The organism is Breoghania sp. JC706 (assembly GCF_037026715.1).
GTDB lineage: Bacteria > Pseudomonadota > Alphaproteobacteria > Rhizobiales > Stappiaceae > Breoghania.
In genome coordinates, this window is record NZ_JBANCG010000012.1 from 1 (window position 1) to 23,290 (window position 23,290).

Sequence of the window (23,290 nt, forward strand, 5' to 3'; positions counted from 1 at the left end):
GTCCCGGTGTTGGCGCAGGCCTGCTAGGGGCCGAATACCGATTGAAAGACAATGCAACTCCATTTCGCTCTTGTCCATCAGGACGAAGGAAGCGCCTTCGGCATTCAGTTTCCGGATCTCCCGGGCTGCTTTTCCGCAGCCGATTCCGAGGAAGACTTGATCACGAATGCGCAAGAGGCTCTGGCACTGTACCTTGAGGACGAGGCAGCACCTCAGGCTCGATCCGTCATCGAGATCAACAATGACCCAGAGGTCAAAGCCGAGCTGGCAAAGGGCGCTTTCCTGATCGCCGTGCCATGACTCACGCTTTCTGGCCGGACAAAAAAGGCAAACATCACCCTGGATGCGGGCCTGCTCGATGCTATTGATGAAGCCGCCAAAGCGAGGAAGCTGACGCGCTCAGCCTATCTTGCAGACCTTGCCCGGCGAGACCTCAACGCGGCGTGACCCATAGGTCTCACCACCAAGAGGCCACTATGGCTCGCAATCCTGATCGTTGCCCGACGCATCCGGGTGAAATTCTCCGGGAGGATGTGATCCCGGCCACGGGGCGGAGCAAGGCGGAATTGGCCCGCGTCCGTTCACGTTCGGCTTTGTATGCGTCGCCCGCGAATTTTCCTGAGTGACAGCGAGCCCGCAGTCAGCCCGCAGACACTCCTAATCAACGGGCAGGCCGCTGGGCACCGTGTCGGGGCGGCCCATCGGGCGTTTTAGTGCGGCTTCTCCGGTCAACGCATTCAGGAATGCAACGATATCTGCAATCTCGGCGTCGGTGACGGACGGCAGATCGATATCGACCCTCGACCGGACCCGATCATTCTCAGCCACGTTGTCACGCAGAGCGAAATCGCTGGAGGCAAGCCACGGAACCGGCGGCAGGATCGCCATCTTGGCGCGCCACTCGACATTGCTTTCCCGCGGCTTGAGGTGATGGCGCACCATCGCTTCAAGCGTCGGCATGGCGCCATCGTGACCATACGGTGCTGTCAGCGCGACATTTCGCAGGAATGGCACGCGAAAGCGGTAAGCATCCTCAGGCGCATCGGAAACGGCCATGCGGCCCACATCGCGGGCAATCGGGTCGTTCAGCAAAGTGCGCCCCGGCCCTAACGGCGGCAGCGCCAGCGCCTGAAAGCTCTGGTTCGACAGCATCGGTCCCGCATGGCAACTTGAGCAGCCGACTTTGCCGTAAAACAGTTCCATCCCGCGCTTTTGCGCATCGTTCAGGGCTGTTTCGTCACCCTCTAGGTATTTGTCGAAGGGGCTATCGAAATTGCGATACTCCGTCCCCTCGAAAGCGGCGATGGCATTGGCGATTTCGACGATCGTGATGTCGGAAGCCTCGTTCACATTGTCGAAGGCGTCTATGAACATCGGGACATAGGCATCGACATTGCGAACACGTTCCGCGACCAGCGGCCAGACGTAATGCGCGCCTTCATACGCCGCCCCCGCGATCGCGTTCTCGCCGGGCTGCCCGGCCATTTCCGTTTCCGAAGCCATCGGGAACAGAACCTGCGCCGCAAGAACAGAATTCAGCCCCTTTGGCAGAAATATCCAGGCCGGGGTCCTGAAACCGTTGCCGAAATCGTCGGAAACCTCGACCCGCCCATCAAGGAACATGAACCTGACATCCCGATGCCCCAGATTCCAAAGGGCCGGCGCATTGCGCGGCACCCGTTCGAGGATTCGGTTTGCCCCGGTTCCGCCAGAGCGATGCATGCCAAGCCCGACGCCGCCCTCACCGATACCAAGGCTTACACCGTCGGAGCCGTTGAAGTCGTGATGATGGCAGGTGGCACAGGCGATATTCTGGTTGCCAGAGAGAATCTTGTCGTAAAATAGCAACTGTCCAAGTTGCACCTGGGCTGGTTCGAACCGGATAAAATCGTCAAGCGTCAACGGGTCCGGCAAATCGAGCGCCATGGCAGGCGCAACCATGGTCACGGATAGCAGACAAGCGCACAATTTTGCTCGAACGGATATCACACTGCATTCCTCGTTTGAGCCTACTTCCCCAAGGTTACATGCATCCAAAGTACCGCTCCAAGCGCTTTTTGTTGCACTCCTCTTGGGTGGCAGCGCAGGAGGCACGGAGCCGCACCCCGTGGCACCGCGCATCAGTCGCGGGTGATGCGATAGATGGCGCCGGCGGCAAGGGGGCTAGTGATTTCGGTAATTCCGCCGTCGGCCCAGTGGACCGTGAGACGAGCGATTTCGCCAGCATCGCCAAGTCCGAAATGCGCCACCGGGGCATCGAACGACATGAAGCCGCCGCCCGATTGCAGCTCGCGCATCATCCGGGTGCCATCGGGCAATTCGGCGACCAACCGCGCCCCCAGCCCGTGGCTGTTGCCTTTGGCATCGCGCAGTTCCACCTCGATGGCATTGCCCGTCTGAGAACCGTTGAGAAACAGCGCCACCGGGCCGTTGACCGGTTGGGTGATGATATCGAGGTCGCCGTCATGGTCCATGTCGAAAGCCACCGCACTGGCGGTCATCAGGTAATCCTCCAGCCCGAAGGGGCCGGAAGCCTCGGTGAAGGTTCCATCGCCCTTATTGCGGAAGAACAGATTTGACGGACTGACCTCGTTCGGGACCCACGTACCGTTGACGATATAGACGTCCTGCCAGCCATCATTGTCGAAATCTGCGATTTTGGTATCCCAGGACCAGCCGCCGATCTCGAGCCCCTCGGCCGAGGCCGTGTCGGTATAGGCGCGGCCCTGCCAGGTCAGCAGGACGTTCGTGCGCAGGATCTGGCGGATCGTGGTATCGAAATCCGCCTGCTGCGGCCTCTTCCATGGCTTGAAATGGATGTCGCAAAAGGCGCGCGTGGTTCTCTGGTCGGCGGGGATCAAGGAGCAGATCGTCGGATCCTGTTTCTGGATCGCCAGATCCTTGACCAGCATCGCCTTGCACTCGGCCTGCAGTGCGCCCTTGAGCTCCTGGCACTTGGCCGCATAGACCGGGTCGAACCGGTTGCCGGACTTATACCAGGACTTGATGGCCATGTTACGGAGGCAGAGCGCCTTGGCCGCGGCGTCTTCGATGGCATCGCAGTATTTCGACAGAGCCTGCATTTTCAGCCGCTCGGACACAAGCGACGACCGCCCGGCGATCTGCGCGAAAAAAATCTCCGGCATCCCGTCGTTGTGAAGATCCGCCGTCTTTATCGCCATGGTGGTTGTGGTGGTGTGCGGGATCAGGTTGTCAGCCCGGGTGACGGCTCTGAAGCCGCCCTCTCCGTCACCGAGATAGATATAATCCGGCAGTTCGAAATCGTTGCCGACCAACAGATCGGCGGTGCCATTCAAATCTATATCGCTGAACAGGATGACGAGCGTTTCGCCGGGCAGACCCGGCAGTTCGGCGAAGTGACTGCCATCCAGCGTGCCGTTTTCATTGAATATCAAACGGTTGCGCGATTCTTCGCCGGGGATGCGCCGATACCAGCCGGCGGCCCAGTTACCCAGGGCGACGTCCAGGTCGCCGTCGCGGTCGAAATCGGCGAAGCTCAGCGAAATCGACAGCATCGCGTCGTCGCGATTGGCCACCCGTTGCAGCTTGTCGGTAACGAAGGTGCCCTGCCGGTTGTGAACGATGAAATTGCCGTCCAGGTATGTGGCGAGAAACAGGTCGAGCCAGCCGTCATTGTCGATATCGACCAGTGCGGCATTGAAAACGTCCAGATCGGCCAGCGGACCAGGCTCGTACGGCAGCCGACTGAACCTGCCGGCGCCGTCATTTTCGTAGATATAGACGCCGCGTTCGGTGGAGGCGATCACCAGATCGAGATCGCCGTCATGGTCAATATCGCCGGTCGACAGGCTGCGCCCTTCCCAGAACGGCGGCCACATGTCCTTCATCGACAATTCCAGTGGCTTATCGATGCCGCGGGTTGACGCTTCGACGCGCTGGAAGACCGTCTCATAGCCGGGCGAACGCCGGGCGAAAGGGCGCGATGTAATCCGGACCGGGCGATCGGACGACATTTCCGCCGCCTCCGCCGCCGCAGGCAGGATCAGCCGTTCCAGCCCCCAAAGGATGCCAAGCGCCCCTGGGCTCTGAAACTGGATGGCGCCCGATATCCGCGTCTTTTCATCGAGTTGTGGCAAGCGCGACAGGGGCCCGAACAACGCCGCAAGGACCGCAACCAAGATCACGGCAAAGCCCACGCGCCGTTTGGCGTGTCGCGCGTCTGATCCGGTCATCAATCCCCCCTTACGGCCCGCGCCAAGTCCAAAAAAGCCGCGCCGCTTGCTGCTCGCAATACCCCGATCATTCGCTAATCAGGCATGCATTTCAACTGGCCTCCCCAATTTAAATTACCCTACGTGATTCAGAGACCGTCGAAAGCGCGTCTCCAGATATATTTGGTCTCGATCCCTTGTGAGGGGTGACACGCCGACCGTTTTGCTATTGATGACCTCCACCATCGCCTCCTGCCCGTCGAGCTATCCCGAGCGGATCACGGAGATAAGAGTTTGTAAGCATCCGCGAGATCAATAATGGCATTGCGCCCGCCGTCTGCCGAATGCCCCATCAACACCGCTGGTGCAATTTCACCAAGCCGAGAGATGTCGCCTTCATTTAATTTCAGACGTCCCATGCACTCCAGGGTCACATTTTTTACTTCATTTACCAGCTGTAGATTGGAACGGTGGGATTTTTCAGGCCACGCTTTCCAAATGCCCGTGAAGCACGCGCGCCCTTCAGACATGTCGAAATCCAACAACCAATCATTCGCTGAAATCCGATCGTTCCAGCCACTATATGCGGAGATTGTATGCGGGAGTCGTCCGGCCTCCTCCTCTCTGTCAAGCCAAGCCTGATCGCGTTTTTCGAGCAAATCCGTCCAATACGCCAATTTGACTCGTCGCCAAGCGGGATGATCGGGAGCGTTGGCAAAGGCAGTCATCAGATTTCCCGTCAACGGCTTACCCGTTGGCGCCGCATTCACCCGACTTTTCCATACGAGTTCAGCCCGGTCGAGGTCGGCATCACAGATCACTATTCCCTCAGCAAATATTGCATCGAACCACTCCCCGATATCATTTAACTCTTCCGGATCATCTAGCCGAACATTGGCTTCGGCCCAGGCTTCAGCAGCATCGCCCTCGAGCGCGAGACCGTTTGCCGATGCGTTAGACGACCCAATTACAGCCCCTTCGGGGGGCCAGTAGACCTTGGCATGGAGCTTCGCGTACGATCTCAATTCAACATTTGAGAGCTTTCGGATCCGTCGCAGCTCATCCGGATTGCAGGCCCCCGACTCGAGATTGCAGAGAATTTTCAACGTCAACCCAGCCCGGTCGAGACCGAGCCGATCGACAGCCCCCGCGCCCCAAAAAGCGACGGCTAGCGAGGCGCGTTTAGCTCCGCTAAGTAGCTCGCGAATCTCCGTTAAGGCAGCATGTTCATCGAGGAGCATCATAGATCCCTTGCAGGTTAGAGCACCGCACCAGCGCTTTGACTGACTTTAGCGCTAAGCCGCCTTCTCGACCCCCTCAAAATCCACCACCACCCGCAAGCCCGTCTCCAGCGACACGGCAACCGTCTTGCTGTTAACGACCTCCACCGTCGCAGCCTGCCCATCCAGCCATCCGGACCGGATGACGACGTGCTCCCCAATCTCGAACTGCACCCGCTGCCGGGCCTTGCGGAAGTCAAACATCCCCATATCCTGGGCGACCTGGAGTGCTTCGACGCGGTCCGCGCGGATCTCGACCGGTCGGCCATGGGCCGCGATGAACTGCGCAACGCCATCGCATTTCCGCGCAGCTCCGAACGCCAGATCATCGGCCGAAAACCCCGCGAACACGTATCCGCTGAAGAGCGGCATTTCGATATCCTTCGTCCGGCGCTTGCCGCAGATCACCCGCTTGCGTCGGACCTGCTGCATTGGGCAGAAGGCTTCAATGCCGGCCTCTGCGAGTGAGACGATAGCCCGCCGCTCGCAACGCGGATTGGCCCGGATGACGTACCAGCGCTTTTCCATGCTTCCCCCTGCCCTTATGCCGCCCACTCGATGCGCCGGCCCATTTCCTCAAACCGTTGCGCGTTGAAGTGCGCTTCGACTTCTGAGAACGCAGGCGCCGCGTCGTCGTGCATGCGGCCATCGCGCAGGATCTCGATTGCCCGGTCCCGGTGGTGATGGAGCGCGCGCCGAAGAAACCCCTCGTCGGCCGCACGGGCTTTCAGGCGCCTCTCGGCGTCGCCGGCCAACCAGAGGAATTCCTGCCTCTCATCGAGCGGCGTGGGCTCTGCGTAGCTGCGCACTTCGATGTGCGGCCCGGTTCGTTTGCTGGTCACATCCAAGCCTTTCTCAAGCGATCATTCGCGGCTGAAACGGGATGATTTCGGATTTGGGCTTCGAGCGCTCAGCGATGACGGCCCGAACCTCGGAAACGAGCGCCGGCGGGATCACGCAGCCCGGCTTGCCCGGCTCGAGCCCGAGCTTGTCGGCCGGCCATGTGCGGGCGCCCGTCAGTGCCTCGAAGACAACGCGCTTGATGCTCTGAGCGGTGTAGACGCGGCCGTTGAGGGTGACGGCCTGTGCCGTGTCCGGGGCGCTTGTGCCGGCGCCGGCCCGCACGTCTTCGGGCTTGAGCCAGTCGGCCCGAAAGCCGCGCCAGCCGCGTTCGCAGCACAGCGCAACGGCGCGGGAGAACGATATCCCCGCCTTGTCGGCTTCGCGTTCGATGCCGGCCCATGCGGTTGCCGTGACCGGGGCACGATGCTTGCGACGAAGGGCGAGGAAATCGGACCAGAGCTGTTCGGGAATGCTCTCCGGTTTTTCGATCTGATCCTTTGACCGCCTGGACACAGGGCGCGCAGCGCTTTCCCCCTCGGGGGGATTAAGGGGGGTATTATTCTTATTTGTATTTTTATCGTTGGGCACCCGCTCAACACCTGTTGAAGCCGCCCTTTGTTTTTGCTGCCTTTTTTCGGCTGAAATTTCGCCAGCCCGTTTCTTGTTTTTCAGATTGTCCGCACGGTTTGAAATTTCGAATTCGGCGCGCGCATTCGTCAGGCAGTCGCCCCGGATCTCCAGCTTGCCCAGCTCGACGAGCTTTCCCAACACCTTGCGAAACGTGCTCTCGCGCATCCCGCAATAGGTATACAGGCGCAGATAGTGGAGATCGACCGGGCCGTTCTCCTCGTAGATGCGGCACAGGAGCATCGTGTAGACGCCGACCTCCTGAGGCGACAGCCCGCGCACCCCGTTCATGAAGTCCGCCGGGTAGAAGTTGAAGTAGGGAATGCCGCTCATCGTGCGCTCCCGTTGTCGATGAAGTTGATTGCAATGTCGCAGTAGAGATCGAGCGAGCCCGTCGCCCCGTCGCGGGACTTGGCGACAATCGCCTCAAGGCGGTTCTCGTCATTGAAGGCGAGAGGCGTTGCATCGCGGATCGCGTAATATTCCGGGCGGTAGAGAAAGACGACGGAATTGGCGTCCTGTTCGATGGAGCCGGACTCGCGAAGGTCGGAGAGCTGCGGCCGGCAGCCCTCGCGCTTCTCAACCTCGCGGTTCAACTGGCTGAGGAGGACGAGGGCAACGCCGAGCCGCTTTGCCATGGCGAGGCAATGGGCCGTGATTTCGGTCAACTCCGCCGTGCGGTTGCCGCGGTAGCGGGCCGAGGGGCGCAGAAGGCCCAGATGATCGAGAAAGATCACATCGAGCGATTGCCCGCGCCGCCCCCACGTCGTCCTGAGCGCCCGCGCTTTCGCCTCCACCTGGGCGATGGTGACGCCCGGCCGGTCATAGATGCGGATGGGCAGGTCTTTCAGCTCGTAATGGGCCTCACAGACCGCGTTCGCTTCCCTGTCGCTCAGGCCGGCCTTGCGCTTGATCTGCTGATATTCGATCCGGGCCTTGTGCCGGCGGAAGATCTCGTGAGAGGCCATGCGCGCCCAGAGATCGGCGGCGGGAACCTCCAGCGAGAAATAGGCGGCACCGAACGGGCTCCCGTCGCGCCTCATCGCCGCCATCGAGCGCCCGGCGACAAAGAGCTGGACGGTCGGAGACATCTGGGAGGAATGCCGGAAGGACAAGGAAGCGCTCGGCCAGATCACCGCGACCAACATGCGCTTCCACTGGCGGGCTCTGCAGCCGGAGTTCGTGGCCAAATTGCCGGACGGGATCACCATCCACGATTGCCGCGCCTATGCGGCGCGACGCCGCGAGCAGGGCAAGGCCCTCAACACGGTGATTGCCGAACTCAAGCACCTGCGGCTCGCCCTGAACTGGGCGGTCAAGCACAGCCTCATCGACAAGGCCCCGTTCATCGAGGTGCCTTCGGGCGGCGAGACCCGCGACCGCTATCTCACGAAGGACGAGTTCCGCAGGCTCTACGATGCCGCGATCATGCCGCACATCAAGCTCGCGATGGATCTGCTGATTGCGACCGGCGCCCGCGTCGAGGCGATCCTGAGCCTCACCTGGGACCGGGTCGATCTGGAACGGCGCAAGATCCACCTGAACGATCCCTTCACCGGCCGGCGCATGAAGGGGCGAACCTCCATCGTCATTCAGGAGGATCTGTTGCCGGTGCTCCTTGCCGCGGAACGGGGCCGCACATGTGCGTTCGTCATCGAACGCGGCGGGACGCGCGTCGGGTCGATCCGCCGGGGCATCGGGAACGCGGCTGAGCGCGCGGGCCTCTCCGGCGTCTCTCCGCATGTCTTCCGCCACACCGCCGCCGTGTGGATGGCGGAGGACGGCGTGCCGATGGAGGAAATCGCCCAGTACCTCGGCCACCGGGACGTGAGCACGACGCGAAAGGTCTATGCGCGCTATTCGCCGGAATACCTCGCGAAGGCCGGGCGGTCGCTCAGCTGGCGGCAGTAAAGTGCACCTTGTATCACTCGAACCAAAACGGGGGCGGCAGGGGTGAACAAAAGGGGGAAATGGCCAAAAATAAAGTGTTCCTCTCACGGAAAGTCAATGGGTTAGCAGGGGATCACGTGACTGAGGGTCAAGGGGTCGTGGGTTCGAATCCCGCCGCTCCGACCATTTTTCTTCAAAAAATCGTCGGCCTCTCCGCAACGCTCTTCTTGCGCGCTCTCCCGGCAGGACACCCGCGAGACATTTGAGTGCGCGGGCCCGTCGCCTTACCCAAAGCTGAATTCGCAGGCCTTTGTCACGACCAGCACGTCAAAGCACAAGCTGGCGGAAGTGATCGACCAGGAAATCGACAAGCGCCCGGATACGTCGCGGGACCAGATCCATTTCCGGGCGGACGATCGAGATCGACGTGTCCGATTCAGGATCGCGGTATTCGTCGAGCAGCGGAACGAGCAGACCCGCGTCGATATCCTGTGCCACCAGAAACATCGGCAGCCATGCGATCCCGTGGCCCGCCCGACAGGCGGTGTGGAGGGTTTCGAGCGAGTTGCACGCAAAACCGCGGCCGAGCTCATGGCGCTGACCGCCCTCCCACTGAAGCCCCCAGTCGTTGAACGCACCGGGAAGATTGAGCCGCATGCAGCGATGATCCGCCAGATCGCGCGGCCGCCGCGGCCGCCCGTGCCGGTCGAGATAGCTTGGCGCGGCGCAGACGATCCGCCGGTTGGTGATCAGCTTGCGGCTCATAAGACTTGAATCGGGCAGTTTCGCGCTGCGGATCGCAATGTCCATCCGCTCGCGCAACAGATCCACGATCCCGTCGGTGATCGTCAGATCGATCTCCACCTGCGGATGCTGGCGCATGAATTCCAGCAATGCGGGAACGACATGCATCTGCCCCAGCGCGTTGGAGGTCGTCACCCGGATCCCGCCCCGGAGCTCCCCAGTCCCTTCCGAAATCTCGTCCTCGATCGTCTCCAGCCGGCGCAGGATTTCACGTGTTTCGCGGGAATAGAGCTCTCCGGCCTGTGTCAGATGCATCTGGCGGGTCGAGCGGACCAGCAGTTGCACGCCAAGCCGCTCTTCCAGCTGGCTGACCCGCTTGCTGACGGCGGAGTGGGTCATGCCGAGCGCCCGCGCGGCGGCCGAAAAGCTGCCGGCGTCAAGCACCGCATGAAAGATCGAGATATCGAGATCGTGCCTCATCTGTTCCAGTTAGGCACAGGTGATGACGAGGTTCAATAGCTTCTCAGGCAAATCGAGCGAAATTACTCTTGGCCTATTCCGAACCGAATACTTTTTGGAGGCCAAAATGTTCATCTTCCCCACCGTTGATCAAAGCCAAAGCACCCCGATCGAGACAGCGCCGGACCGCAAATGCGACGGGCAATGCAAGGGGCAATGCAAGTGCGCGTTGCCCTCGGTCGATATGGCCGATCTTCGCCGCTACCGTTTCGATATTCCGCTGACCCGCGTCACCAGGATCTCCGATGAAGCGATCCGGGTGACCTGGAAGGATGGCGAGGAAGACGACTTCCACTTCGCGTGGCTGCGTGACAACGATCCGCATCCCACGTCGCGTCATCGCCATTCCCGCGAACGGCTGGTGCGTCTGCTCGACGTGTCCTGCGACATTCGCCCCGCCGAGGTGTCCATTCAGGACGATGGCGCGCTTCTGATCCGCTGGTCGCAGACCGATTGCGACCATCAAAGCGCCTTCGACGCGGGCTGGCTGCGTGCGCATCGCTACGGCCACGTGATCCGCAACGGGTCCCGGAGCGCGGCCCGCATGCCCAGCCGGCCCCGCCCGATCGAGGTCGACTGGAACGCCGTCATGAACGACGATGACGCGCTCTTTTCCTGGCTCGAAGGATATCTGACGCGCGGCTGGTCGATCATTTCCGGCGTGCCTGACGAAAAAGGCCCGGCGGTCGCTTTTGGCCAACGCATCGGCACCGTTCGCTCCAGCAATTTCGGCTTCTGCTTCGACGTGCGCTCCAAGGCGGCTCCGATCTCGAACGCCTATACGGCGCATTACCTGCCGCTGCACACCGATCTGCCGCATTACGAACTGCCGCCGGGCCTGCAGATCCTGCATTGCCTTGCCAACGAGGCCGAGGGCGGCGCATCGCTCATGGCGGACGGGCTCGCGGTCGCCCACCTGCTGCGCCGCACCGAACCGGACGTCTTCGCCCGGCTGTCGGGCACCCCGGTCGCGTTCCGTTTTCAGGATGCCGAAAGCGAATTCAACGCGCGCCATCCCATCATCGAATGCGATGGGGCGGGAAACCCGGTCCATGTGAACTGGTCGAACAGCACGCTCGCCCCGCTCGATGCTCCTTTTGAGGACATGCCGGCACTGCGCGCCGCGATCCAGCGCTTCGTCGCGCTGATCGAAAGCCCCCGCTTTCTGATCGAGCGCAAGCTGGAAGCCGGCGAGATGCTGGTTTTCGACAACCGGCGGATGCTGCACGGCCGCACGGCCTTCAAGCCGGAGACCGGCGCCCGGCACTTCCAGGGCTGTTACCTCGATACCGCCGAGGTGCTCAGCCGGCGGAACGCCCTCGCCCGCCGCGATCCGTTTCTGCGCTTTGTTTGAACCATTCCACCCCGCTCGCATGTCGGGCGGGGCCTATCGGGAAAAGTCCAATGTCCATTCACACCTCCTCCCCTACCCGCATTGCCGATAACGCGAACATTTTCGGTCTCGTCCGCGCCTTTGGATACATCCTCACCGGTGTCCTCGCCTTCGGGCTGGCAACGGGCGGGCTGTTTCCGCTGATCGGATTGCGTCTTCAGGAACAGGGCGCAAGCGACCTGCTGATCGGGCTGATCACCTCCGTCTTTTTCGCCGGAACCTTCGCCGCCTCCCTCCTGACGGAGCGCATCATCGCGCGGATCCGCCACGTGCGGACGTTCTCCTTCCTCGCGGCGACCGCGGGCATCAGCACCATCGGCCTCGCCCTGAGCGACGCGGCGATCGTCTGGGTCGTGCTGCGCTTCGTCACCGGCTTCTGCCTCGGCGGCTATTACGTCGTCGTCGAAAGCTGGATCAACTACGCGGCGTCGAACAACACGCGTGCCCGTGGCATGTCGATCTATGAGGCCACCCGCATGCTCGGCATCGCCATCAGCCCCTTCGTGCTGGGCTTCGGCCTGGGCGGAGAACCCTACGTGCTTGCGGGGCTGCTGTTCATCCTCGCGATCATCCCGCTCGTCTTCTGCACGCTTGAAGAGCCGCGCCAGAACGCGCCGGGCACCTTGCCGTTCACCCGGCTTCTGGCCGCCGCGCCGCTTGGCATTCTCGCGGCCTTCGTCTCCGGCTCCGTCAATGCCGCCTTTTACGGCATGTCGGGGGTGTACGGTGCGCGGGCCGGACTGTCCTCGACCGAAATCGCCTTCTTCATCGCCGCGATGCTGATCGGACCGACCTTCAGCCATCCCATCATGGGCGCCGCGGCCGACCGTGTGGGACGCCTGCCGGTTCTGCTGATCGCAGCCGTGGGCTCGGCCACCGCCGCGGCGATGATCGCGCTGCTGACGCCGGGCTTCTGGGGCCTTGCCGGCCTCAGCTTCCTGGTCGGCGGCTTCAGCCACCCGGTCTATTCCCTCGGCGTGGCCTACGTGAACGATCAGCTCGATCCGGGCGACTTCGTGCGCGCCGGCGGGGCTCTCCTGATCGCCTTCTGCCTGGGCACGACATTCGGCCCGACGGCGGCGGCGCTCACCATGTCCGCCTTCGGCGATATCGGCCTTTACATCTTCCTGGCGGCAATCCTGCTGAGCGTCGCAGCCGCCGTCGTCGTGACGCAAGGCCGCACGAACCGGGTCATGCAGACCCTGTAACGTTCACGACCGCCCCTCCAAACGACAAAGACAGCCGGCCACGCGCCGGCTGTCTTTTCGTGCTGTCGTGTTGTGGAAATGGCTGCCGATGAGATCGAGCGACCTCCCGTTGAAAATGCACTGCCCGCACGGTGGAAATCGTCACACCGCCCCCTTCCCCTCTGACCGACCTTGCGAAGATCGGTCCGGCGACGCGTCCGCACCAGAGCACGGGTATTCGGAAAGCACGTATCGGGAAAACGGCGTCCCCGGCCCGGCCGTGCCAGAAGGTTCAAACTTGCCGGACGTCTCGGGCGCCCAGAGCCCGCATGCACGCCCGACGTCCCGTTCAAATTCAGCCCGCTTTTTTTCGTATTCCTGAAGTTTTGATTTTGATGTATGAAAATATACCTCGATCCAATAAATAATAAATATATTATTAGTTAATATATTTATTGAATACGAAAATATCGAATTGATATATTCCGTTTATATGCAATTTTACTCATCTCCCGGGAGGATTTTCGATGCTTGGAAACCGCCGCCTCGGAAATATTCAGCACATCATCGACAAGTTCCAGCTGGATCCGTCGAAACCCGCACCGGATTCGCTCTTCTTCAAGATGTGGGATGCCGCCAAGCCGATCGCCGAGGCCACCTATGAGCTGCCCTTCTTGCAGGGCATTCTGAAAGGCACGCTCGACCCGAACAGCTATGGCGCCTACAACGTTGCCGACGCCTATTATTGCGACAACGGTGCTGAGGACTACGGTACGGCAGCCGGCCGCGCCGACGGATTTCCGGTGCTCCGGGAGTTCCTTCTCTACAAGAAGCAACGATACGAGAAATACAACGACAGCTTCTCGCAGACCTGGCATCTGAAAGGCACCGACGGCATCGCGCCGCCGAAGGCGGTGAGCATCTATGTTCGCTACGAGGAGATCGTCACATCCCTGCTGACGCCCGCCTATTGCCTGGTGGCGATGCTGCCGTGCGAATACCTTTGGTACTGGCTGGCGCATGAAATGGGCACCCCGAAAAGCGGCAATCTCTATGCCTCCTGGATCACCGGCAACGATTATCCCGATGGCGCCTATGCCATGGGCAATGTTCTGGACACTTACCAGAAGGAGTATCCCCACCTCGTGGAAACCGATCAGGCCGTCTGGCTCTACCAGTTCGCCACCTATTGCGAATACGCGGATTTCGCGTCCGGCACCGGCGCCATCACCCGTCTGCCCAGCAGCCTCGGGCTGAAGGCGCCCAACACCGCCTGGGCCAATGGCTGGAGCGAACTCAACCGCCTGTACGAGGAGTTCGAAAACCTCGCGATCTGACGCGACTTCGCTCTCGTCCACGCCTCGCCGGCGCGGAAATCGCTTGGCCGGGAGAAGGCGAATGCCTCTCTTCCGGCCCACCGCGGCCACACGTTTCCCCCGTCACCTTCCCCCTGGCAGACGCAAGTGGCCTGCCCTTCCAGACGACCGCCCGGATGAGCGCTTCCGCACATTCCTCAGAGCCCAGCGCCTCAGACCCCCTCGCCTCAGAACCCGGCACGAAAATGATATCGATCGCTTCCGCCGGACCATGAAACCCTTTATCACGAGCCCGTCCGGTGCCCCCATGCGCGATGCGGCGGGAATAATCGGGAACACGGTGAAAATCCGTGACGTGCCCAACGCTGTGAGGTGGACCGGGCGGCTTATGCCACTGGCTTGCGGGGAACAGCCCCCAAGGCCGGGAAGGCGCCGCTGCGGGGCGAAGCCAAGTCAGAAGACCGGCCGGACGACATTGCCCCCGACGCACGGACAGCGTCGGAGGGCTCAGGCGTGTCGGACAGGGGATATGTCATGCAGCCAACGGAAAAGCCCGCCTCATCGAAACCGGCCCAACCGAACCAGGCCCAACGGAAACCGGACCATCTGAAACCGGCCGGCCCCTTCAGCGCACAGGAACGCGCGGCCGTCTACCGCGCCATCCACGAACGCCGCGATGTGCGCGGCCAGTTCCTGCCCCATCCGATCGATGACGACGCGCTTGCCCGCATTCTCGGCGCGGCGCACGCAGCACCCTCGGTCGGCTTCTCGCAGCCGTGGAACTTCATTCTCGTGCGAGATCCCGGCGTGCGCGCGGCGGTGCGCCAGGCCTTCGAGCGCGCCAACGCGGAAGCCGGCGCTATGTTTCAGGGCGAGCGCCGGGCGCTCTACCCCAGGCTCAAGCTGCAGGGTATCGACGAGGCGCCGCTCAACATCTGCGTCACCTGCGATCGCGAGCGCGACGGCCCGGTCGTGCTCGGCCGCACGCACGACGCCGACACCGATCTCTATTCCACCGTCTGCGCCGTGCAGAACCTGTGGCTTGCCGCCCGCGCGGAGGGCATAGGCGTAGGCTGGGTGAGCATTTTCCACGGCGAAGACCTCGGCCGCATCCTCGCCCTGCCCGATCATGTGGTGCCCGTCGCCTATCTCTGCCTTGGCCACGTGCGCGAACTCTACGAGGTTCCCGAGCTTCAGTTGGCCGGCTGGGGGCGCAGGCAGCCGCTTCAGGATCTCGTCTTCACCGACCGCTGGGGCGGCAAGCCCTAGCGCGACACGTCGCGGGGCGCGGAGCCCGAAGCTCAACGTCCCGCGCCCGGTATCCTGCGTTCAGCAGCCCGCCACGCAGGTGCCGCCTTCGTCGAATTCCATCGTCTTGCCGGAAAGCGGAACGTGGGCCGGCACCTTCACCGCCATCAGGAAGGCTTCGGTGCGGGTGCCCTTCACGACCTCGCCGTTCTGCGTCGCCTCCTCGTTGGCGTGCGAGGGGATGACGGAGGCCGGGTGCACCAGTTCGTCGACAACCCAGGCCGCTTCCTTGGGGCCCGTGGTGAACGTGTCGCCGATATTGATGACGACGAGCTTGGCGTCGTAGAAGCCGCGCACGACGGTTTCCTGCTCCGCCGTCATGCCGGTGTCGCCCGACAGGTAGGCCACGAGCCCGTTGGAAAAGCGCAGGATATAGCCGGTCGGCGGTCCCGCATAGCCGGCGATGCCGGCCGCTTCCATCGCCTTGCCAAGGTCGCCGCCGATGAGATCGGGCGAAACGCCGTTGGAATGCACTGCCGGCACGGTGGAAATCGTCACACCCCCCACCTTCACCGAGCCGCCGAAGCGCGCCAGCACGGAATTTTCCGGGTCCCCACCAAGCGCCTTCAGCTTGGCTGCGAAGAAGGCCGGCATCTCCGAGCCGGTGACGATCTTCGCGCCCTTGGCGAACGCGATCTGGGCGACGTTTGTATCCGGGCGCGCATCGACGGAAAGATCGGGCTTGGCGCAGGTTCCCGCGTTCACCGCACTGGTGCGGCGCGGGCCGACATGGTCGCCGTGCAGGTGGGAGACCAGCAGCGCATCGATGTCGCCGAGGCGCGGATCGTCCGGCCCGGCAACGGTCATGCCCGCATCGTAGAGAAGCCGCGTGCCATCGGGATCCTCGAACAGAAGCGCCCGGTCGAGCCGGCAGAACTCCCCGGTCTGCCCCCCAAGCGGCGTGACCTTGACGGTCTCGGCCGCCGAAAGGCTTGCGCCGGGCAGAAAGCCGAGCAGAAGGGATGCGGCGCCCGCGGCAAGGATCGTGCGTTTCATCGGTACCCCCAAGTCTGTCCAACGCGTAAGTCTGGTCAACGCGTCCGGATTCGCGCGATGCGGTGAAGGATTGCGCAGCACTTTGCGGACAAGATGGCAACATGCTGCCCCATCCCGGACCGATTGAGAGCCCGGCGATGCGTCAGCGTGCCTGATCGAGGATCCGCTTGCACTCCAGCAGTTCAAACAGCGTCGCCTGCAGCCGGCGCACGTCGTCCTTGGCAAGCGTACGGTCGCCATCGCCCCCCGTATCGCCGCGCAGGCGATCGAGCAGCCGGAAGGAAGAGCGCTGCGGCTCGCCGCCCACCTCGTCGGCCAGCACGTCGCGCGGCAGCGGTTCGTCAGGGACAAGCCCCGGCGCTGCCCGCTGCGGCGCGGGCGCGGTCTCGCCGGCAAATGGCGCGCCAGGCTGAGCCGGGATCATGGCAGGCTGGGCGGGCGGGCGCACGGCGGTCTGGGTCGGCCGCAAGCGCGGCTGCGGGGCGTTGCCCGCAGGGCCCGGCGGCTGGGAAGGCGCCGCGGTCGGCTCGTCCTCGTCATCCTCGGGCTGCGGGCCGCCCGGCGCCCCGCTCTCGATGCCGCGGCCGACATCCATCACCCAGTGCACGCCGTTTTCCTTCAGAAGACGCTGCACGCCCTTGATGGTGTAGCCTTCGCCGTAAAGCAGCTTGCGGATGCCGGCCAGCAGATCGACATCGTCCGGCCGGTAATACCGCCGGCCACCACCACGCTTCAGCGGCTTGATCTGGGTGAAACGGGTCTCCCAGAAGCGCAGCACATGCTGGGGCAGGTCGAGTTCCGCTGCGACTTCACTGATCGTTCGAAACGCGTCCGGGCTCTTGTCCACTGGCTTCAATCACGTCTGCTGTCGGGGGATCTGCCCGATGGGCCGGAAGGGAGACGGTCCGTCCCCGCGACGCGGGAAGCGGGCCGTGCGATACGGCAAGGCCTGGAGATGCGAAGGCCTGCAGGTGCAAAGGGCCGTACCGGCCGGCCTGAAGAACATATCCCCGTTACGTTTCGTTCGTGCGGGAGAAACCGGCCTTTCCTGTCCCGCCCGCGCCCACCGGGACCCGAGCCACAGCCACGAGGCGCCGAGGCATCCGGATACCGGCCCCCTGCGCCCCAGGCTTCACGTCCGTCGCATCGGACAGCCTGCAAAACGGCACGGCTTCACGGCGACGCGACGTCGAGCACAGCCCCTGTCGTGTTCCCGATTACCCGCTGATGAAAGATGAGCCCCGTGCGGAAAGGTCGTACGACCGTCTCTGCGCGAGACTTTTCTTGCGGATGGCGCCGGGGGTCAGTCGCCGACCAGCGACTCGTTGATCTTCTGCTTCAGCACGTTGGACGGCCGGAAGACCATCACGCGCCGCGGCGAGATCGGCACCTCTTCGCCCGTCTTCGGGTTGCGGCCGATGCGCTCGCCCTTGGATCGCACGAGAAACGATCCGAACGACGACAGCTTCACCGCTTCACCGGTGACGAGACAGTCGGAAATCTCCGACAGCACCTGTTCGACGAGATCCGCGGATTCTGTACGCGACAGGCCGACCTTCTGATAGACGGCCTCGCAAAGATCCGCGCGGGTCACCGTTTTGCCGCTCATGGCCCCTCCTTCGGGCAAAAACGTTCACAAGTTTGAAATTCTTACGAAACTACAGCCGGCGAACACGGTATGCGTTCCCGTTGTAAGGGTCAACTGCCCAGGGGCGCCTGCCTGCACAAACCGTTGTCGCACCCGCCCCCGCGTGGCGATCGCACAACACCGGCGGCGCGGCGGGCCTTTATCGGAGCAAAATGCGGCACGCGCCTTACCAGCGCACCAGCACCGCGCCCCAGGTGAAACCGCCGCCCATCGCTTCCAGCATGACGAGATCGCCCGCCTTGATCCGCCCGTCCTTCAGCGCGGCGTCGAGCGCCAGCGGGATGGAGGCAGCCGAGGTGTTGCCGTGCCGGTCCACCGTGATCACGCACTTCTCCGGCGCGATGCCGAGCTTCTTGGCCGAAGCGTCGATGATCCGGCGGTTGGCCTGATGCGGCACGAACCAGTCGAGGTCGTCGGCCGTTGTGCCGGTTTCCTCGAACGCGGCGCGGATCACGTCGGTGACCATGCCCACCGCATGCTTGAAGACCTCGCGGCCCTCCATGCGCAGATGGCCCGTGGTCTGGGTGGAGGACGGCCCGCCATCCACGTAGAGCTTTTCCTTGTGGCGGCCGTCGGAACGCAGGTGACTGGTCAGAACGCCACGGTCGGAATGGATGTCGCCCGGCATCTCCTGCGCTTCAAGCACCACCGCGCCGGCGCCGTCGCCAAACAGCACGCAGGTCGCACGGTCGTTCCAGTCGAGAATGCGCGAGAAGGTCTCCGCCCCGATAACCAGCGCACGCTTGGCAAGGCCGGTGCGCAGATAGGCATCTGCCGTCGTCATCGCGAAGACGAAGCCCGAACACACCGCCTGCAGGTCGAAGGCGACGCCGGTGGTGATGCCGAGTTCCTTCTGCACGGTCACGGCGGTCGCCGGGAAGGTGTTGTCGGGGGTCGATGTCGCCAGCACGATCAGGTCGATCGTGTCGGCGGCGACGTTCGCGTTGGCCAGCGCAGCCTTCGCCGCGGCAACCGCCAGATCGGACGTCACCTCGCCTTCGGCCGCGACATGGCGCTCCTTGATGCCCGTGCGCTGGACGATCCAGTCGTCCGAGGTGTCGACGATCTTCGCCAGATCGTCATTGGTCAGCACTTTTTCGGGAAGATAGCTGCCGCATCCCAGTACGACGGATCGCGTCAAGCTCACTGATCACCTGCCTTTTGGCTTTCCGCCTTTTCGTTGTCGATCCGGTCCTGGAAACCGCCGCGCTGATAGGACACCATGTCCTGCGAGATCTTTTCCAGAAGTTCGTTGCGCACCATGTCGTAGGCAAGCTCCACGGCGCTGGCGAAGCCCTCCGCGTCGGTGCCGCCGTGGCTCTTGATGACGATGCCGTTGAGGCCCAGGAACACGCCGCCATTGACCTTGGAGGGGTCCATCTTCTCGCGCAGCATGTCGAAGGCGCCCTTGGCCAGCAGATAGCCGAGCCTCGTGCGCCATGTGCGGCGCATGGCGGAGCGCAGGTACTGCCCGATCTGCTTGGCCGTGCCTTCCGCCGCCTTCAGCGCGATGTTGCCGGAGAACCCTTCCGTCACGACCACGTCGACCGTGCCCTTGCCCAGATCGTCGCCCTCCACGAACCCGGCATAGGTGAGCGAGGAGAGATCGGCCTCGCGCAGCAGCCTGCCGGCGGTGCGCACTTCCTCCAGGCCCTTGACCTCTTCCACGCCGATATTCAGCAGGCCCACGCTCGGCTTCTGAATGCCGAACAGGGCGCGCGCCATGGCGCCGCCGAGAATCGCATAGTCGATGAGCTGCTGCGCGTCGGCGCCGATGGTCGCGCCCATGTCGAGAACGATGGATTCGCCCTTCAGCGTCGGCCAGATGCCGGCGATCGCCGGGCGCTCGATATTGGCCATGGTGCGCAGGCAGAACCGCGACATCGCCATCAGCGCGCCGGTGTTGCCGGCGGATACGGCGACATCCGCCTCCCCGCTCTTCACCGCCTCGATGGCGCGCCACATGGAGGAATGGTAGCGCCCGTTCCTGAGCGCCTGGCTGGGCTTGTCGTCCATCTTCACCGAAACGGTGCAATGGTGGACCGTGGAGGCCGCCTTGAGGCGCGGGTACTTTTCCAGAAGTTCGTTGATTTGCGCCTCGTCGCCGTAGAGCGCGAAGCGAATGTCCGGCCGGCGCTCCAGCGCCAGATCGGCGCCGGGCAACACCACTTCCGGCCCGTGATCGCCGCCCATCGCGTCAAGGGAAATGCGAACTTGATTTGCCATGAAACGTACTTGCCGGATCCCGAATGATGAAAACGAACCGAGCCAGGCGCACCGGGGCAGGCGCTTCGGGCGCGGTGCTTGGCGGAGGCCGTCGGAACATAGCGATTTAACCGCTAGTGACAACAGCTTTGTCAGACCGTGGAACAGCGCGGAAGAGCCCGGCAAGGTCCGCCCGCACCGCGCGAGTCACGCCGCCGGTTGCATCTCCTGACTGTTCCACGCCGGGCCGCCGCACTCAAGCGCCCCGTCTTGTCCGCACGCGACAAATGTCCGTTTTACCCCCGGCCTGTTCTCCTGCGGCAGGTTCCCCTGCGGTCCGAGCGAGGGGCCTTGCGCGCGATCGTCGGCGCGCGCCCGCTCCTCAGTTGCGCCCCCTCAGTCGCCCCCCCTCAGTCGCCCCCTTTGTCCTTGGCCTTCATCATGTCCTTCAGCGCCGCGAACGGCTTCTGCCGTTCCTCGTCCGCATCCGGCACCGCCGCCTCGCCCGCGCCTTCGAACATCACGCCCGGCGCGCGCGGATAGGGATCGAGCCCCAGCGCGAAATATTCCGCCGCCAGCGCCCCAAGATCGAGCGCGTTGCCCTCGTAAAGCTCCGGTGGATCCTCCGCCTCCACATCGACGACGATCTCGCCCTCCTCGTCCGGCCGCTCGCGCCATTTCTCCGCCTCGCGCGCGGGCACGAACTTGACGTCCACCTCCTCGTCCACCGTCTGCGCCACCGGCTCCAGCGTGACGACGCAGGCCTGCACCACGTCCGCGCTCACCCGGCCCTTCACCGAAAAGCCGGTCTTGCGCCATGGCTTCACCGTGAAATGCGCCTCCATCCGCTCCACCGCGACGAGGTCGCAGATCTCGCGCAACGCTTCCCGCTCGGCCTCATCGGCCGTGCGGTCGAACGCCGTGCCCGCCGCCGTCACCGCATCCACCGGCTGGCGCCAGTCGAGCACGACATCCGGAGTGACGTCCTCCTGGTTCTTGTCCTTTGCCGGGCGATCGCGATCCGCCATTCTCGGCCCTTCCTTCATTGCGTATGCTGTTTCTGGCTGGCGAACGGCGCCGGATCGATCCATGCGATCCGTCCGGCCACGATTGCAGCCACCTCCTGCCCGGTGAGATGCCGGGCGGAGGCCCTGACATAGCGCGCCAGCGCTTCCGCCTCACTGTCGCATTCCGTACTGGCGCCATAGACGTTGCGCCGGAGCGCGGCGGCAAGCGCCTCGTCTCCGTCCGCGCCGAGCGACGTCATATAGGCATCGGCCGCCCCGTAGAAAAGTTCCGCCATCCGCGTCACCTTGCGCGGCACGGAGGTATCGCTCGCTCCCAGCTCCCTGAGCGCATGGTCCATGTCGCGAAAGAAGACGTCGAAGACGGCCTGCGCACAGGCGCCCGCCGCCTCGCCCTCGCCCTTCATCCGTGCGAACATCAGCGTCGCGTGCAGCACGATCATGTCGAAACGGCCGTCGATGGTGTCGGGCACGCGAAGGTTCGCATAAAAATGCGGCTGCCGCGCCTGTGCCACGATCGCGGCATAGAGCTCGCGGGTCGCCCGGTCGTCGCGCCGGCGGAAAAGGGAAAAGACCATCGCAAATCGCTTCTTGTGGTGGACCGCTTCCGGCGGCGCGCCTATGAGGTCTGCGCCTGTGTGACCTTGCCAAGTGGCCTAACGCAGGTTAGGGACTTTGCCAAGTTCTGTTGATGACAAGTCAAGCGGGTCTTTGAGAAGGGTATCTGCAGCATGCGCCTGAACGTCGCCGGAAATGGTCATAGGACAGCCCGTGCTGGCATCGTCCGCGGCTTGAGAAACGTCGCGCTTGTCGCTGCCGTGTCTCTGGCGCTCGGCGGCTGCTTCACCAAGACACTCAACCGTGGCAACGTCATCACCCCGGAAGGGTTGCAGCAGGTGCAGGTCGGCGCCAGCCGCGAGGAAGTCCAGCTCGTCCTCGGCACCCCCTCCACCACCTCCGTCACCGACGGCGAGACCTACTACTACATCTCCCAGAAGGAACAGCAGACCGCCTTCCTCGCCCCCGACGTGGTCGAGCAGCGCGTGGTCGCCGTCTATTTCGACAAGGACGGCCGCGTCGCCAAGGTCGCCGATTACGGCCTGAAGGACGGCAAGGTCTTCGACTTCATCTCCCGCACGACCCGCACCGGCGGCTCCGACTACGGCCTGATCAGCCAGATCATCCGCGGCGCCACCAAGCCGAGCCTGGGGCTCTAGGCCAAGCCGCCGCCCCGCCTGAAGAGCCGCCCGCCCGCTCCGGGTGCGGCGGCCTCCTCATGGCCCGGCGCACGGGGCCCGCCGGCCCGGACCGAAACCACTCGCCCCCTCTCTCCGAACACGCACGGCCCGCGCGCAAGGCCTCATGCCGGGCACTCCGCATCCGGATGCGGAGCGATCCCCCTTGTCAAATCGACCGAATATCCAGGGCCGGCGCCGCAACGCTATAGTGACGCCTCGACAGAGCAAGTTGGGCCGGGCCAGTCGGAGCGCACCATGCATGAACTTTCCCTGTGCCAGAGCATCGTGCGCATGGCGGAGGCCTGCCTGCGCAAGGAGCCGGGAAAGCTGAGGGTCACCCGGGTGGCATTGGAGGTGGGCGATGCCGCCGCCATCGAGCTTGAAGCGCTGAGATTTTGCTTTCCCCTCGTCGCCGAAGGCGGGCCGGTGGAAGGCGCGGCGCTCAACATCGAGACCGTGCCGGTCCGCCTGCGCTGTCAGGGCTGCGGCTGCACCTATTCGCCCACCCCCGGCCCGACCGCCTTCGCCGCGCCCTGCCCCGAATGCGACGGCGTCCTCCATCAGTTGCTGTCGGGCCGAGAACTCAACGTTCGCCATATCGAAGTGGAGGAGATCACGAGCTCCCCTGTCCCAGGTGGCAGCGACACAGCCATGGCCTGAGCCGGGCCGGCGGACGCCGGACAGCCGCGCAGACAGCCAAGCTCCCGGAACCCGACGATCGTACAGACTGAAAATCGCGTTTCAGCTTACTGTCGAAAATAACAATTATAGGTATATTTACCGATTAATGTAAAATCGACGATAGATCGGCTTTTTTCTACTGCAGGACAAGTCGATTTCAAATGTCTAATTACGACAAATTCACGCATCCATTCATT

At 63.3% G+C, this 23,290-nt stretch carries 22 protein-coding genes, 1 pseudogene and 1 riboswitch; of the genes and pseudogenes, 8 read left to right on the forward strand and 15 right to left on the reverse strand.

Annotated features, from left to right (window positions below):
* Nucleotides 1-51: 51 nt before the first annotated feature.
* Nucleotides 52-447: pseudogene (locus V2L18_RS20725) on the forward strand (type II toxin-antitoxin system HicB family antitoxin).
* A 210-nt stretch (nucleotides 448-657) separates the two neighbouring features.
* Here the strand turns inward: V2L18_RS20725 and V2L18_RS20730 are convergent.
* The 7 genes from V2L18_RS20730 to V2L18_RS20760 form a co-directional block, all read right to left on the reverse strand.
* Nucleotides 658-1,926, reverse strand: a complete 1,269-nt coding sequence (locus V2L18_RS20730) for a cytochrome c peroxidase (RefSeq protein WP_336180251.1) — start codon at nucleotides 1,924-1,926, stop codon at nucleotides 658-660.
* Nucleotides 1,927-2,120: 194 nt separating this feature from the next.
* The gene (locus tag V2L18_RS20735; RefSeq protein ID WP_336180252.1) at nucleotides 2,121-4,214 is read right to left on the reverse strand and encodes a CRTAC1 family protein; all 2,094 of its coding nucleotides are present in this window, start codon (nucleotides 4,212-4,214) and stop codon (nucleotides 2,121-2,123) included.
* Between the two features lie 257 nt (nucleotides 4,215-4,471).
* The gene (locus V2L18_RS20740) at nucleotides 4,472-5,434 is read right to left on the reverse strand and encodes a phospholipase D family protein (protein WP_336180253.1); all 963 of its coding nucleotides are present in this window, start codon (nucleotides 5,432-5,434) and stop codon (nucleotides 4,472-4,474) included.
* 54 nt (nucleotides 5,435-5,488) lie between these two features.
* Nucleotides 5,489-6,001 carry a transcription termination/antitermination NusG family protein gene (locus V2L18_RS20745; protein ID WP_336180254.1) on the reverse strand — a complete coding sequence of 171 codons (513 nt, stop codon included), beginning with the start codon at nucleotides 5,999-6,001 and terminating at the stop codon, nucleotides 5,489-5,491.
* A 14-nt stretch (nucleotides 6,002-6,015) separates the two neighbouring features.
* A complete protein-coding gene (locus V2L18_RS20750; RefSeq protein WP_336180255.1) occupies nucleotides 6,016-6,321 on the reverse strand; it encodes a hypothetical protein in 306 nt (101 codons plus the stop codon).
* Between the two features lie 7 nt (nucleotides 6,322-6,328).
* Nucleotides 6,329-7,276 (reverse strand): DUF1376 domain-containing protein, encoded by a 948-nt coding sequence (locus tag V2L18_RS20755; protein ID WP_336180256.1) that lies wholly within the window; start codon nucleotides 7,274-7,276, stop codon nucleotides 6,329-6,331.
* Nucleotides 7,273-8,034, reverse strand: a complete 762-nt coding sequence (locus V2L18_RS20760) for a DnaB-like helicase C-terminal domain-containing protein (protein WP_336180257.1) — start codon at nucleotides 8,032-8,034, stop codon at nucleotides 7,273-7,275. The genes V2L18_RS20755 and V2L18_RS20760 overlap by 4 nt, the downstream gene beginning before the upstream one ends.
* A 55-nt stretch (nucleotides 8,035-8,089) precedes the next feature.
* Here V2L18_RS20760 and V2L18_RS20765 point away from each other — a divergent pair, with 55 nt between their 5' ends.
* A complete protein-coding gene (locus tag V2L18_RS20765; RefSeq protein ID WP_336180258.1) occupies nucleotides 8,090-8,854 on the forward strand; it encodes a site-specific integrase in 765 nt (254 codons plus the stop codon).
* Between the two features lie 306 nt (nucleotides 8,855-9,160).
* On the opposite strand, the gene V2L18_RS20770 is transcribed toward V2L18_RS20765, so the two are convergent.
* Complete coding sequence (locus V2L18_RS20770) at nucleotides 9,161-10,057, reverse strand: LysR family transcriptional regulator (RefSeq protein ID WP_336180259.1); 897 nt, start codon at nucleotides 10,055-10,057, stop codon at nucleotides 9,161-9,163.
* A gap of 106 nt (nucleotides 10,058-10,163) precedes the next feature.
* On the opposite strand from V2L18_RS20770, the gene V2L18_RS20775 reads away from it, so the two are divergent.
* The 4 genes from V2L18_RS20775 to bluB all read left to right on the forward strand — a co-directional run bounded on the left by V2L18_RS20775 (nucleotide 10,164) and on the right by bluB (nucleotide 15,261).
* Nucleotides 10,164-11,450, forward strand: coding sequence for a TauD/TfdA family dioxygenase (locus tag V2L18_RS20775; protein ID WP_336180260.1), 1,287 nt, complete (start codon nucleotides 10,164-10,166; stop codon nucleotides 11,448-11,450).
* 50 nt (nucleotides 11,451-11,500) lie between these two features.
* Nucleotides 11,501-12,697 carry an MFS transporter gene (locus V2L18_RS20780; RefSeq protein ID WP_336180261.1) on the forward strand — a complete coding sequence of 399 codons (1,197 nt, stop codon included), beginning with the start codon at nucleotides 11,501-11,503 and terminating at the stop codon, nucleotides 12,695-12,697.
* Nucleotides 12,698-13,203: 506 nt separating this feature from the next.
* Nucleotides 13,204-14,013 carry a hypothetical protein gene (locus V2L18_RS20785; protein WP_336180262.1) on the forward strand — a complete coding sequence of 270 codons (810 nt, stop codon included), beginning with the start codon at nucleotides 13,204-13,206 and terminating at the stop codon, nucleotides 14,011-14,013.
* Nucleotides 14,014-14,272: 259 nt separating this feature from the next.
* A riboswitch (cobalamin riboswitch) is annotated at nucleotides 14,273-14,477 on the forward strand.
* Between the two features lie 49 nt (nucleotides 14,478-14,526).
* A complete protein-coding gene (gene bluB / locus V2L18_RS20790) occupies nucleotides 14,527-15,261 on the forward strand; it encodes a 5,6-dimethylbenzimidazole synthase (RefSeq protein WP_336180263.1) in 735 nt (244 codons plus the stop codon).
* 60 nt (nucleotides 15,262-15,321) lie between these two features.
* Here the strand turns inward: bluB and V2L18_RS20795 are convergent, their stop codons facing one another.
* The 7 genes from V2L18_RS20795 to V2L18_RS20825 form a co-directional block, all read right to left on the reverse strand.
* Entirely contained in the window at nucleotides 15,322-16,296 is a 975-nt protein-coding gene (locus V2L18_RS20795) for an MBL fold metallo-hydrolase (protein WP_336180264.1), read from the reverse strand.
* Nucleotides 16,297-16,438: 142 nt separating this feature from the next.
* A complete protein-coding gene (locus tag V2L18_RS20800; protein ID WP_336180356.1) occupies nucleotides 16,439-17,143 on the reverse strand; it encodes a MerR family transcriptional regulator in 705 nt (234 codons plus the stop codon).
* 456 nt (nucleotides 17,144-17,599) lie between these two features.
* Complete coding sequence (locus tag V2L18_RS20805; RefSeq protein ID WP_336180265.1) at nucleotides 17,600-17,905, reverse strand: integration host factor subunit alpha; 306 nt, start codon at nucleotides 17,903-17,905, stop codon at nucleotides 17,600-17,602.
* A 205-nt stretch (nucleotides 17,906-18,110) separates the two neighbouring features.
* Complete coding sequence (locus tag V2L18_RS20810; RefSeq protein ID WP_336180266.1) at nucleotides 18,111-19,091, reverse strand: beta-ketoacyl-ACP synthase III; 981 nt, start codon at nucleotides 19,089-19,091, stop codon at nucleotides 18,111-18,113.
* On the reverse strand, nucleotides 19,088-20,170 hold the full coding sequence (plsX, locus tag V2L18_RS20815; RefSeq protein ID WP_336180267.1) for a phosphate acyltransferase PlsX: 1,083 nt from the start codon (nucleotides 20,168-20,170) through the stop codon (nucleotides 19,088-19,090). Before plsX ends, V2L18_RS20810 begins: the two co-directional genes overlap by 4 nt.
* Nucleotides 20,171-20,559: 389 nt before the next feature.
* Entirely contained in the window at nucleotides 20,560-21,177 is a 618-nt protein-coding gene (locus V2L18_RS20820) for a DUF177 domain-containing protein (RefSeq protein ID WP_336180268.1), read from the reverse strand.
* A gap of 14 nt (nucleotides 21,178-21,191) precedes the next feature.
* A complete protein-coding gene (locus V2L18_RS20825; RefSeq protein ID WP_336180269.1) occupies nucleotides 21,192-21,752 on the reverse strand; it encodes a ubiquinol-cytochrome C chaperone family protein in 561 nt (186 codons plus the stop codon).
* Between the two features lie 213 nt (nucleotides 21,753-21,965).
* Here V2L18_RS20825 and V2L18_RS20830 point away from each other — a divergent pair, with 213 nt between their 5' ends.
* Nucleotides 21,966-22,391, forward strand: coding sequence for an outer membrane protein assembly factor BamE (locus tag V2L18_RS20830; RefSeq protein ID WP_336180270.1), 426 nt, complete (start codon nucleotides 21,966-21,968; stop codon nucleotides 22,389-22,391).
* Nucleotides 22,392-22,667: 276 nt separating this feature from the next.
* The gene (gene hypA, locus V2L18_RS20835) at nucleotides 22,668-23,072 is read left to right on the forward strand and encodes a hydrogenase maturation nickel metallochaperone HypA (protein ID WP_336180271.1); all 405 of its coding nucleotides are present in this window, start codon (nucleotides 22,668-22,670) and stop codon (nucleotides 23,070-23,072) included.
* The last annotated feature ends 218 nt before the right edge of the window (nucleotides 23,073-23,290 follow it).